This window comes from Nostoc sp., assembly GCF_036917555.1.
Classification (GTDB): domain Bacteria; phylum Cyanobacteriota; class Cyanobacteriia; order Cyanobacteriales; family Nostocaceae; genus Nostoc.
In genome coordinates, this window is the sequence record NZ_JBALDD010000047.1 from 141348 (window position 1) to 154211 (window position 12864).

The 12864-nt window shown below is 41.5% G+C and carries 9 protein-coding genes; all 9 read left to right on the top strand.

The genetic code is table 11. From position 1 onward, the window contains the following. Positions 1 to 185: 185 nt before the first annotated feature. The gene (locus V7K60_RS18755) at positions 186 to 746 is read left to right on the top strand and encodes a hypothetical protein (protein ID WP_334927322.1); all 561 of its coding nucleotides are present in this window, start codon (positions 186 to 188) and stop codon (positions 744 to 746) included. A gap of 510 nt (positions 747 to 1256) precedes the next feature. Further along, positions 1257 to 3002, top strand: coding sequence for a potassium-transporting ATPase subunit KdpA (gene kdpA / locus V7K60_RS18760; protein ID WP_334927323.1), 1746 nt, complete (start codon positions 1257 to 1259; stop codon positions 3000 to 3002). 36 nt (positions 3003 to 3038) lie between these two features. Next, on the top strand, positions 3039 to 3329 hold the full coding sequence (locus V7K60_RS18765) for a hypothetical protein (RefSeq protein ID WP_334927324.1): 291 nt from the start codon (positions 3039 to 3041) through the stop codon (positions 3327 to 3329). 3 nt (positions 3330 to 3332) lie between these two features. After that, positions 3333 to 5474, top strand: a complete 2142-nt coding sequence (gene kdpB, locus V7K60_RS18770; protein WP_334927325.1) for a potassium-transporting ATPase subunit KdpB — start codon at positions 3333 to 3335, stop codon at positions 5472 to 5474. 114 nt (positions 5475 to 5588) lie between these two features. Continuing rightward, on the top strand, positions 5589 to 5831 hold the full coding sequence (locus V7K60_RS18775) for a potassium-transporting ATPase subunit F (protein WP_334927343.1): 243 nt from the start codon (positions 5589 to 5591) through the stop codon (positions 5829 to 5831). Beyond that, positions 5831 to 6469: a K(+)-transporting ATPase subunit C gene (gene kdpC, locus V7K60_RS18780; protein ID WP_334927326.1), complete on the top strand. Its 639-nt coding sequence runs from the start codon at positions 5831 to 5833 to the stop codon at positions 6467 to 6469. The genes V7K60_RS18775 and kdpC overlap by 1 nt, the downstream gene beginning before the upstream one ends. Positions 6470 to 7254: 785 nt before the next feature. Continuing rightward, positions 7255 to 7653, top strand: a complete 399-nt coding sequence (locus tag V7K60_RS18785; protein ID WP_334927327.1) for a hypothetical protein — start codon at positions 7255 to 7257, stop codon at positions 7651 to 7653. A 407-nt stretch (positions 7654 to 8060) separates the two neighbouring features. Then, the gene (gene pabB / locus V7K60_RS18790; protein ID WP_334927328.1) at positions 8061 to 10223 is read left to right on the top strand and encodes an aminodeoxychorismate synthase component I; all 2163 of its coding nucleotides are present in this window, start codon (positions 8061 to 8063) and stop codon (positions 10221 to 10223) included. 602 nt (positions 10224 to 10825) lie between these two features. Continuing rightward, positions 10826 to 12601 carry an iron uptake porin gene (locus V7K60_RS18795; RefSeq protein ID WP_334927329.1) on the top strand — a complete coding sequence of 592 codons (1776 nt, stop codon included), beginning with the start codon at positions 10826 to 10828 and terminating at the stop codon, positions 12599 to 12601. The last annotated feature ends 263 nt before the right edge of the window (positions 12602 to 12864 follow it).

The window sequence follows — 12864 nt, forward strand, 5'->3', positions numbered from 1 at the left end:
AGCTTGATTGGCGATAGCAATTTAAATAGGAATTGTGTTCTTTTGAATTAGAAAAGAGCTAGTTTTTGCATGGGGTATTGACTAGAATTTTCCAGACCAAGCAGATCCTATTTCTTGTTCGATTTGAACCCCATTCTTAAACATTGTTCCAACTTTCTCTACTAACTATTACAGGAGGTTTTGTGATGAAAAAAAGCAGAGCTATTGCCAGTTTTATGATTAGCAGTCTGTTGGCATTGACTATTCCGGTCTTCATGAATCCGCACAAGGCAGATGCTAACGATTATTCGGAAAACCTATGTCACCGAACGGTCGTTGGCACATACCTTGCGACACTTACCCAAACAAATTCAACTTCCGGTCAACCCTCGTCATACCGCGAAATTGCAACTTTTATCGCAGATGGTAATCTTATTGCCAATGACTCTAACGCTAATGGTGTTCCGGGTTCATCCAACCCAGATGACCAACCCTTTGGTTCTTCACAAGGTAGCTGGAAGTGTACTGGAAATAACGAGATTGTTGCCAAGACACTTAATTTCAGTTTCCCATCAGGGTCATCACCAGGCAATATTGCGGTTACTGAATATCACTTGAAGTTCAATCCACAAACTCGAACAGTGAATGGAACTTACAAGTATAGTTACTATGATTTAAATAAAAGTCCACTGGATCAAAAGACTAAACCACTTCCCTATGGAGTTTTTGAATACAGCTTCCAAGGGGTGAAACTTAAGGCTGACTAATCCTTTTTTAGTTTGTTTAAATTTGGCGTTTTCTATTAGATGCAGTCCATTGATAATTAAAAAAGATTGGAGGAGGTGAACGTCGGTCACTTCCTCCACTTTAGTAAGAATATTTTGAGTATTTTAACTGATTGACAAAAGGCGTTTTATTTTATTTTACAGATGTATTACAACTGCCTTCGCCGGCTTGGCTTGTGAGATGTTCCCGCTTTAGCGCAAAATAGCTATTTGTTTAGCATTTAGCTGTCCTTCTATATTTGCAGATATATATCAAGATAAATGCTCTGAAGACTTGTATATATAGAAAAATATATTCCTTGTATAAACTAGTTTAAATATTAATTTATACCTTGTGTTCTTTAACAAAAAGCTCCATGATTGATTGAGGAAGCACATAGTTATAGGTTAGCTAATAATAATGCCTATATACTTGATTATTTTTTTGATTCATTGCAAGAGAATATCTGATATTCATCTGAAATTTATTCATGTCGGAGTTCGACTAATCCAATGCTAGAAGGATGGATTCAAATTATATTAACGCTACTAATTGTAGTAGCAATTACTCCTGTTTTTGGGCGCTATATGGCGCGTGTCTACCTAAAACAAAGTACTTTTCTCGATCTGATTTTGAATCCGGTTGAGCGAGTGCTTTATGCTTTGGTTGGCGTTAAAACTAAAGAAAATATGACCGGCTGGCAGTATGGGCGGGCAATTTTATACAGCAACGTAGCAATGGGGTTGCTGATTTTCTTGATTATTATGAATCAAGGATGGCTACCATTAAACCCAACCAAGATAAATGCCCCAACTTGGGATACAGTGCTGCATACGACTATTTCTTTTATTACTAATACCAATCAGCAGCACTATTCTGGTGAAACCTACATGAGCTATGGCAGCCAAATGTGGGGACTTGGTTATCATATGTTTACCTCTGCTGCTACTGGTTTAGCGGTGGGAATTGCCTTTATTCGCGGATTGACAGGTAGATCGTTGGGCAACTTTTATGTAGATTTAATTCGCTCAATTACGCGGATTTTGTTGCCTATTTGTATTGTCGGCGCGATCGCTCTCATGGCAGCTGGCGTTCCTGAAACACTGGCGGGTGCAGCTGTATTCCCCACCTTGGAAGATCCGAATATCAGTCAGGCGATCGCTCGTGGACCTGTTGCTCATTTTGAAATTATCAAGCAATTAGGGGAAAACGGCGGCGGCTTTTTCGCCATCAACTCAGCACACCCCTTTGAAAATCCCAACGGATTTTCTAACTTGATTCAGATTGTCGCCATGCTTTCGATTCCTACTTCCCTAATTTACACTTATGGGTTGTTTGCGAATAACACTAAGCAAGCTTGGTTAGTCTACGGTATGGTTGGTGTACTCTATGTAATATTTATCATCGTTACTGCCATTGGTGAATACAACGGCAATCCGGCTGTGAATGCACTACTGGGTAGTCAGCAACCAAATTTAGAGGGTAAAGAAGTCCGGTTTGGTTGGGCACAATCTGCACTATTTGCAACGAGTACAACTGGTACTATGTGCGGTGCAGTCAACAGTTTACACGATTCTTTCATGCCCAATGGCGGTTTTATTACCCTTTCCAATATGTTCCTGCAAATTATCTGGGGTGGACAGGGTACAGGAACCGCTTACCTGTTTGCTTACCTGATTCTAGCTGTGTTTGCTACAGGGTTGATGGTGGGACGTACACCAGAATTTCTCGGACGCAAGATTGAGAAGCGCGAGGTTGTACTTGCTAGTTTTTTGATTTTGCTAGTTCACCCGATCGCAATTATGATTCCCGCAGGTATTGCTTTGGCGTTTCCCGATCAACTATCAGGAATTAGCAATCCCGGATTCCACGGCTTTGCTCAAGTTATCTATGAATATGCCTCAGCAGCTGCTAACAACGGTTCTGGCTTTGAAGGCTTGGGAGATTCACAACCTTCACCTTTTGCAATCTCTACAGGCACAGCACCAACTGTAACCGCTTTGTGGTGGAACTTGAGTACTTGCTTCAGTTTAATTGCAGGACGCTATATTCCCATCATCGGTTTGCTGTTTTTGGCAGATAGTATGTCTCGTAAGCAAGCTGTTCCCTACACAACTGGGACATTACGAACCGATACCGGATTATTTACAGGCGTTACTGCAGGCGTGATTTTAATCCTGGGCGCACTTACATTCTTCCCAGTTTTAGCATTAGGCCCCATCGGTGAAGCTTTTTTTATTGCCAAAGGTATTGGGTAGGGATTGGGGAGCCGAGGGGCAGAGGAGAGTTAGAACTTGGTTCATTCACCTCGGAACTGGATGAATCCACCTCGGAACTGGATAAATCCACCTTTGAACTGGATGAATCCACCTTTGAACTGGATGAATCCACCTTTGAACTGGATGAATCCACCTCTGAACTCCGTTCATCCACCTTTGAACTGGATGAATCCACCTCTGAACTCCGTTCATCTACCTTTGAACTGGATGAATCCACCTCTGAACTCCGTTCATCCACCTCGGAACTGGATTTATCCACCTTTGAACTCCGTTCATCCACCTCAAAGACTTATGCTCAAAATTTAATGTATGCCAATTACTACTGATTCTCCCTCCCCCCGTATTCCATCTGGAACTCGTGACTCGCGCAAACACACCCCTAAAACAGATATGCGGGGACTTTACCAGAAAGCAATTAGTGAGTCATTTGTCAAGCTCGATCCGCGAATTACTGTCAGAAACCCAGTGATGTTTGTTGTTTGGGTAGGGACAATTGTCACCTTGCTTGTTACCCTTAACCCAAATCTGTTTGGCACAATCCAGGCAAATGTAAACCAACAACGCCTGTTAAATGGTTTGATTACCTTTATTCTCTTTTTCACCCTCGTTTTTGCCAACTTTGCCGAAGCCGTAGCTGAAGGACGTGGTAAAGCTCAGGCTGATTCACTGCGCTCGACGCGATCGGATACGATCGCTAATAAAATCCTCCCCGATGGTTCGATAGCAAAAGTCAATTCTACGGAACTGCGGCGGGGCGATTTGGTAAAAGTGGTTGCAAATAATATGATTCCCGCCGATGGCGATGTCATTAAAGGCATTGGCTCAGTGGATGAGTCGGCAATCACTGGGGAATCTGCCCCGGTATTGAAGCAACCAGGTACAGATATTGCTAGTTCGGTGACAGGCGGTACACGCCTACTTTCCGATGAGTTGACAATTCGCATTAGTGCCGATCCTGGACAAGGCTTTATCGATCGCATGATTGCCTTAGTAGAAGGAGCAGAACGCAGCAAGACTCCCAATGAGATTGCTTTGACAGTATTGTTGGCAGTGTTAACACAGGTATTCTTGATTGTGGTGGCAACTATGCCCCCATTTGTCGGCTACATCGCCAGTTTTATCAGTAAAGCCTTTGGGGCTGAAGCGGGAAACAGTTTGCAAGCAGGTGCTAGCGTTGCTATTTTAATATCACTACTAGTAGCTTTAATTCCTACAACTATCGGTGGTTTGCTCAGTGCGATCGGTATCGCAGGGATGGATAGAGTTGCTCAATTTAATGTCATTGCGACCTCTGGTCGAGCAGTAGAAGCTTGCGGCGACATCAACACCTTGGTACTAGATAAGACAGGCACGATCACCTTGGGTAATCGGATGGCCGACGAGTTTATTCCCCTGGATAACCACTCAATAATAGATGTGGCGCGAATCTCCCTAGCTGCTAGCTTGTTTGACGAAACGCCAGAAGGCAAATCGATTGTGATTTTAGCAGAAAAATCTCAGGCTGGGGTGGACTTTAACATTGACAAAGCCGAAGGTGTGGAATTTTCTGCAAAAACCCGGATGAGTGGCACAAATTTATCCGATGGCAAACAAATTCGCAAAGGGGCGGTAGAGGCGATTAAGGGATTTGTCCGTTCTCGTGGCGGCAATGTTCCTGATGATATAGATGCAGCTTATGAGCGAGTTTCCCGGTTAGGCGGTACACCCTTGGCTGTTTGCCAAGATGACAAAATTTATGGTGTCATCTACCTCAAAGATATTGTCAAACCTGGTCTGCAAGAGCGATTTGACGAACTCCGCCGCATGGGTGTTCGCACCATCATGCTTACAGGTGACAACCGAATTACCGCTTCGGTAATTGCCGAAGAAGCTGGGGTGGATGATTTCATTGCTGAAGCGACTCCAGAAGACAAAATTGAGGTGATTCGCTCGGAACAATCTCAGGGTAAACTGGTGGCAATGACCGGGGATGGTACGAACGATGCACCTGCTTTGGCTCAAGCAAATGTGGGTGTGGCGATGAATTCGGGGACGCAAGCTGCCAAAGAAGCTGCTAACATGGTGGACTTAGACTCAGATCCCACGAAGCTAATTGACTTAGTAACCATAGGTAAACAGTTGCTAATTACTCGTGGAGCATTAACAACATTCTCCATTGCTAACGATATTGCCAAGTATTTTGCGATCATTCCCACAATCTTTGCCGCCGCTGGAATCGGCGCACTTAATATTATGGGATTAAAGAGTGCCCAATCTGCAATCGTTTCGGCGCTGATTTACAATGCCTTGATTATTCCGGCACTAATTCCGCTAGCACTCAAAGGGGTGAAGTTCTTACCTTTAACAGCAGATCAACTGTTACGTCGTAACATCTTCATCTTTGGTCTTGGCGGTATCGTTGCTCCCTTCATTGCCATCAAACTGATAGATATCATCCTACCTTTGTCTTAATTTACTATGAAACCTATTCAGATCCGACGCGCGTTAGCGTTGGCGAAGCCTCTCGAAGAGAAGCCTCTCGAAGAGAAGCTCGCACTTCGACAAAGCTCAGTGACCACCGCAGGCATCGCTACATCCCAAGTATTAGAAGAAATAACTGAAATCTGGTGTCAATGGCGTAGACAAAAGCTGCCACTGTATTTATTCTTGGCGATGTGTTTCAACCTAGTGGTTGCACCTCTAGTCTATGCCGCTACTGGCGAACAACTTTCCCGCAGTCAATCTTGGGGATTGGGGTTGTTAGGAATGGTGACACTGGGACTTTCCATCTATTTATTTTTTGTCATGTTTGTACCGGAGAAATTCTAATGAGTTTTGCACGCGAAGCTGGTAGAGCTATTCGGTCTACCTTGGTACTCTGGGTAATTGGAGCGATTATTTATCCTTTGGCAATGATTGCCATTGGGCAAATTGTATTTCCCTTTCAAGCAAACGGCAGTCTACTGAAAAATAGCACAGGTCAAGTTGTCGGTTCTGCTTTGATTGGTCAACCTTTTAGTAGCGATCGCTATTTTAACAGCCGTCCCAGTACGACGAGCTACAGCACAGCCGATCCCAAAAAAGACGATGCAGGAGTTTTGAAAACTGGGGTTTCTGGCGCTAGTAACTTGGCTCCCAGTAATCCCGCATTGCTGGAACGCATTAAAGGTAAAGATGACCCAGATCCCAGCAAAAAAGTTGAAGGTGACTTCAATCGTCTGAAAAAAGCAGGTGTGCAGCCGACTGGCGATTTAGTCTACACCTCTGGTTCTAGCCTTGACCCCCACATTACCCCGGAAGCTGCGATCGCCCAAGTTGCACGAGTAGCCAAGGCGCGGGGAGTTCAACCGAACCAACTCGAAACTTTAATTTCCCAAAACACCGATGGTCGGTTTCTTGGCATCTTTGGCGAACCTGGAGTTAATGTGTTAAAGCTGAATTTAGCTCTGGATAAGATTAAGGGATAAGGGCTTGGTAAATAGTGAATATGCCTCCTATTTTGAATAGTTATCTATAGTAATCTTTAATGATTGCTTAAAATTTAAAAGTTTAGATTCTCGACTTATTTAATAAATCGAGAATTTTATTTTTAGTAGATAAAATTTAAATCTACACCTCTCAATATATATCTGTTTAGCTACTTATAAACACATCTCTTTATTTTTTATATATTTAAAATATATCCTAGAAAAAGCATACTTTTTATAGAAACTATTGCACAATACTATTAGATAGAGTTAAAAAATATTTTGTGTTAAAAAATAAAAAAGCTTTAGGATCAAGCCTGTTTGGTGTTTTAATCCAAGTAAATAGCATTTACTGTGGCATTCATTTAAGTGATATTTAGTTACCGAATAAATGTGTTTTTCTAAGAACTTTAAGAGAAAAGCAAGTAATTTCAGCAACAGATAATCCTAGTATTTTTGCTGGGGATTATATTTCAGCAATAGCAACCCATCACATGATGATTCCCACTCTCAAAGTTACTCTTAAAAAATCCATTCTGTTTACTATTCCCTGAACAGTTGCTTATTAGAAGCTCGACCAACAGACAGTCAATCTGTTAATTCAGATTACTCAGACCTATCAAGTACTTTCAATTCCACATATTATTAGACAGATGAACATTTACCGAAGAAAGGTAGAGGGCAGTTCCAGCTTGCAACAGGAGGAAGAAAATATGTTTTTACCTCCTGCCTCCTGCCTCCTTAACTTTACTGAATCTAAGTTCGATTAACTAAAGGTTTTTAATATGCATACTTCGGAGTTTTTCCGACTTTATGTATCCACTCAAAAAAGCGTTTATCAGTCTACTCTGATTGAAGCTAACCTGGCTAAGGCAACACATAGTGATACAAAACCACATGACGGAGACATTCCGTTTGTAGCAGTGTTTTTGGTTCATATTTCCTTCATGGTTGTTTGGACAATTGTCGTTTTTATCGTTTCATCTGTCTGCAAGGTACTAGAAGATCCTCCCGAAAATACGGCACAAGATAAAGACGAAATAGTAAGCATCAAACATTTAGAGCAACATACCTGTAAAAAATGCCAATTTTTTAACAATAACTATTTTCTAAAGTGTGCAGTACATCCTACCACTGCTCTAACAAAACAAGCACTCAATTGCTCTGACTACAAACCTAAATAAATGAGTTTCTCGTTATAACCCTCTTATGTTACTCTCCGAAAACTACAGATAGATACCCAACTATTTACTAGCGTGACTGCTGCCACCATATAAAAAAATATCCCAAATTTTCTTGTGATCTGGGTGTCCTTACCCATTTCATATTCAGGATGAGCAGGACTTCGACGTAAGTGCTGAGTCGAATACTGCCACCCTACAAGATGAGATAATTTATTTGTTGGAAATACCTTATGCTAGGATACTTTACAGGCAGTAAGGACAAGCTTAACCAAAATCAAGAACTGCGAAGTGTATGACAATATAACTTATTAACAAAGATAGAACCGAAAAATTTAAATTAGTAGATAAATTATCTAGGTGCTATTCTAATTGCAAAAATGTTCTATATAGTCGTTAATTAAGTATGTATGCAAACATTAATTATTGATAACTATGACTCTTATACCTTTAATCTTTACCAGATGATTGCCGAGGTAAATGGTAAACTACCTCTAGTAATTTATAACGATCGCCTTAACTGGGATGAATTGAAAGAAATTGCATTTGACAACATTGTGATTTCACCAGGCCCCGGTCGTCCAGAAAGGTCAGAAGATTTTGGAGTCTGCCGACAGATAATTGAGAATACGGATGTGCCCTTGCTGGGAGTCTGTCTGGGGCATCAAGGACTTGGCTACCTACATGGTGCAAGAGTGATTCATGCACCGGAAGTTCGACACGGTAGACTCAGTAAAATTTATCATAATAATTTGGAATTATTTCAAGGTATTCCTAGTAATTTTTCTGTGGTGCGCTATCACTCGTTATTAGTTGCTAATGAACTACCTGAGTGTCTAGAAAAAATTGCTTGGACTGAAGAAGGACTGGTGATGGGATTGCGTCATCGCCATCTACCTTTTTGGGGCGTGCAGTTTCATCCAGAGTCTATCTGTACAGAATATGGTCAAAGATTAATAGCAAACTTTCGAGATATTACGCTGCAATTTACAGATAAATCGTCAAGAAGTCCACAAAAGCAATATTGGATTGGATATGGATCTGTTACTCCTGTTATCGATCGACCCCGCCAAGAACAGAAAGAGAAGTTTAAATTGTATACACGCAAGTTAGATATCTGCCCAAATACAGAACAAATATTTGTACAGCTGTTTGGGGATGCAGCAAACGTTTTTTGGCTAGATAGCAGCCGTGTGGAATTTGGTTTATCTCGCTTCTCGTTTATGGGTGATGGTAGTGGCGTAAACAGTTTATTGGTGCGATACCATACCCAAACGCAAGAACTCATTATCACACAGTCAGATACCGTCACTCGTTGCACCGAAAGTATTTTTGAGTATTTGAAGCGAGAAATAGACTGCCGATTTTGTCAATCTGATGAGTTACCTTTTGATTTTAACTGTGGATTTGTTGGCTATTTTGGCTATGAACTCAAGGCGGAGTGTGGATCGTCATTGGTGCATTCTTCACCATTACCTGATGCAATTTTCTTACTTGCCGATCGCATGATTGCGATCGATCATCAAGAACAGTGCCTTTATTTGCTGCAATTAATCAAAAAAGGACAAACAGAACAAGTAGAAACTTGGTTTGATACTATCCAACAACAACTCGAAACTCTAGATCCTCTTTTTGCTCTTGTACCCCAAGAAAATTGCCAGCCTGTTAAGTTCCGTTTGAGTCGTACTTACCAAAATTACATCCAAGATATTCAGCAATGCTTGGACGAAATTCACGAAGGAGAAACTTATCAAGTTTGCCTGACAAATCAGCTTTACACCGATGCAACCCCTGACCCATTGACGTTCTACCGCACATTACGTAAAATCAACCCAGCTCCTTACTCTGCATTTTTACGCTTTGGTAAGATTGCGATCGCCTGCTCATCTCCAGAAAGGTTTCTACGGATCGATCGCCAAGGATGGGTAGAAACTAAGCCTATTAAGGGAACCCTACCACGAGGAGAAACCCCCGAAGCCGATTTTGTCCTGCGTGAGAAGCTACGCAACAGCGAAAAAGACCGAGCTGAAAATCTGATGATTGTCGATCTGTTACGCAATGATTTGGGACGAGTCTGTGAAGTTGGTAGCATCCATGTACCAAAATTAATGGATGTGGAAACATACTCAACAGTACATCAGTTGGTGACAACGATACACGGGCGGTTACGTTCAGATTTACAAGCGGTAGATTGCGTGCAAGCTGCATTTCCCGGAGGATCGATGACTGGTGCGCCCAAAATCCGCACCATGCAAATAATTGATCGCTTGGAACAAGAGGCGCGGGGAGTCTATTCAGGTGCGATCGGCTTTTTGGGTTTGAATGGTTCAGCCGATTTGAATATTGTGATTCGGACTGCTGTTTTGACTCCCAATCAAACCTCCATTGGTATCGGTGGCGGGATTATAGCGCTTTCTGAGCCGGAGATGGAGTTTCAGGAAACGCTGCTTAAAGCCAAAGCCTTAATCGACGCTCTGCTTCTGACGATACACGGAACATCTGAACCAGATATATATTCTATTTTGGGATTAGAAGCAACAACTGCCGATAGTTATGAAAAATTATCTGCCTAAATCAGGGGCTTAATAAAGCATTGAGATGTATTTGGGGTCGCTATTCCAACACAAAACTGGCTACTATTAAAGATTATTTACACTAACATTTATATCTAAATCCCCTTGGTAAAGTTTTTAGTACTGATTTTCAAACTGTAGAGACGCGTTAGCGCAGTGGTAAGAAGTAAAATTTTGTGTCTTTACTAAGGATTTTGGGCTTAACTGAACAGTATTGATTTATCCGACATTCGGCAGGTTGGAGGTTCAAAATAATTAATAATCAATAATTACTAATTTATCATCAAAACCCCATATATAAATATACTTTCTTGATTCAGGAATAAATTTAAAGATAAAAAGCAACTACCGCAAATCAGGGTTAAAAACAAGAAGATAAAGTCCATGAATAGCACAAAATCGTCCGAAATTACCTTATAAACTCAACCTTTTGCAAATAAATTATCTGCAAAACTTGACAATTCCTTATCTGTAAAAATTTTCTTAGATATATAGCTTAGGTAACAGCAATCTGATAAGATTCCCAACAAGTAGAATAATCACTTGTTCTCTTTTTCTTGAACCAACTGATTTCGGTTATTTTTTGGGAAAGGAAAATAAAAATGTCTCATCTATTGTGGAAAACTCTGGTACTAAGTCCAGTAGTTTTGGGAGTGACGGTGTTGGTTTCTGCTAGGGCTATGGCTACTAAAGTAGCAAGTTATTCTGAAGATATAAAGCCAAAAGCTGCTCAGACAGAAGCACCAATAGCTGCTAATGCTTCAATATTCATTCAAATAGAGCAACCAAAAGTTAATCAGCAATTGGTTGCCCAAAAGACTGATGAGAATAAGGTTTTAGAAGAGGTTAATCGCTACACCAACGAAGGCAAAAACCAGAATTCACTGTCTCAAGTTACATCAGTTTCTCAATTTTCTGATGTACAGCCGACTGATTGGGCATTCCAAGCTTTGCAATCCTTGGTTGAACGCTACGGTTGTATTGCAGGATACCCTAATAGCACTTACCGTGGCAATCGGGCACTGACTCGTTATGAGTTTGCCGCAGGTTTGAATGCTTGTTTAGATCGAGTTAATGAACTGATTGCGACAGCAACTACTGACTTGGTGACAAAACAGGATTTGGCGACTCTCCAGCGTTTGCAAGAGGAATTCTCGGCAGAACTGGCAACTCTACGCGGTCGAGTCGATTCTGTAGAAGCACGGACTGCTGAACTAGAAGCCAATCAGTTTTCTACTACCACAAAATTGGTGGGTGAAGCTATTTTTGTCGCTACTGATATTTTTGGCAATAATACTGGCGATGCGAATAATACTGTCTTCCAAGATAGGATACGTTTAGACTTGCAAACCAGTTTCACGGGTAAAGACCTTTTACACACCCGTCTTGCAGCCGGGAATGCACTAGCCTTTACACAAGTAGGAAATGATGGTGTTGCGATCAATACTGCTGAAGGCACACAAAGTTTTCAAATCGGTAGCACTGGTAACAACGGTGTAATTATAGACTGGCTGGCCTATTACGTACCTATAGGCCCAGTTCAAGCTTACTTTGCGGGCACCGGAGGTATTCATAGTGATTATGTGCCCACTAACAACCCTTACTTTGAGGATTTTGATGGTGGTAATGGTGCCTTGTCTACCTTTGCTTCTGAAAGTCCGATTTATCGCATTGGTGGTGGTGCAGGTGCAGCACTAACTTTACCCTTAGGTGGCAGTAGCAGTTTTTTCAAACCTTCATTGACTATAGGTTATTTGGCGTCAAATGCTAATGATCCTGGGCCAAATCAAGGTTTATTGGAAGGTAACTATGCAGCTCTTGGACAGTTGAACTTTAGTGTTGGCGATCGCTTCTCTATAGGTGCTACCTACGTTCACGGTTATAATGGTGCTGGAAGTATCGGTTTATTTGATGGAGGTAGTGGTAATCCAGGCACTATCCGCGTCGTAGGTACTAATCAAGCTAACACCCTCCTAAACCCATCTTCCAGTAATTCCTATGGTGTGTCGGCAGCTTTCAGACCCAGTGACAAACTGTCAATTAGTGGCTTCATTTCTTACCACGATGTCACAGGCGTTGGTGCTGATGATGATTATGAAGCTTGGAGCTACGGTCTTGGGGTAGCCTTACCTGACCTTGGTAAAAAGGGTAACGTTTTAGGTATTTTTGCTGGTGCAGAACCTTATGCGCGTAACCGAGGAGGAGTTTTTGCTGGTACTGGTAATGATATACCTTATCACTTTGAAGGCTTTTACAAATATCGCGTGTCAGATAACATCTCAATCACTCCTGGTGTAATCTGGTTGACCTCTCCTGGTCAAAACAGCAATAACGATGATGCAATTATCGGTACGCTGAGAACAACTTTCACCTTCTAAAGGTTTACAGCAATTTGCTTTAGGGACGCATAGTTATGCGTCCCTATGGTAATTTATCGAAACAGAATAAAAGCGTCAGTCACCAGAATTCAGAATGAATTTTGTGCAACTAAGGGATATAAACACCTTTCCCCTTTACCCAGTCAAGTTCCTTTTGCAAACTACTAGCACAGCACTGCGTAAATAAACATACCATTTCAAATGGCGCAAGAGCTTGAAATACAATTCTTTTGACTTTTGACTTTTGAACGCCAGTTGCTTCA

What these genes read in the sequence shown, in the direction of transcription:
- kdpC (WP_334927326.1), top strand. Translation starts at nt 5,831, where the DNA reads ATGAGTTTTGCACGCGAAGCTGGTAGAGCTATTCGGTCTACCTTGGTA.
- pabB (WP_334927328.1), top strand. Translation starts at nt 8,061, where the DNA reads ATGCAAACATTAATTATTGATAACTATGACTCTTATACCTTTAATCTT.
- V7K60_RS18755 (WP_334927322.1), top strand. Translation starts at nt 186, where the DNA reads ATGAAAAAAAGCAGAGCTATTGCCAGTTTTATGATTAGCAGTCTGTTG.
- V7K60_RS18795 (WP_334927329.1), top strand. Translation starts at nt 10,826, where the DNA reads ATGTCTCATCTATTGTGGAAAACTCTGGTACTAAGTCCAGTAGTTTTG.
- kdpB (WP_334927325.1), top strand. Translation starts at nt 3,333, where the DNA reads ATGCCAATTACTACTGATTCTCCCTCCCCCCGTATTCCATCTGGAACT.
- V7K60_RS18785 (WP_334927327.1), top strand. Translation starts at nt 7,255, where the DNA reads ATGCATACTTCGGAGTTTTTCCGACTTTATGTATCCACTCAAAAAAGC.
- kdpA (WP_334927323.1), top strand. Translation starts at nt 1,257, where the DNA reads ATGCTAGAAGGATGGATTCAAATTATATTAACGCTACTAATTGTAGTA.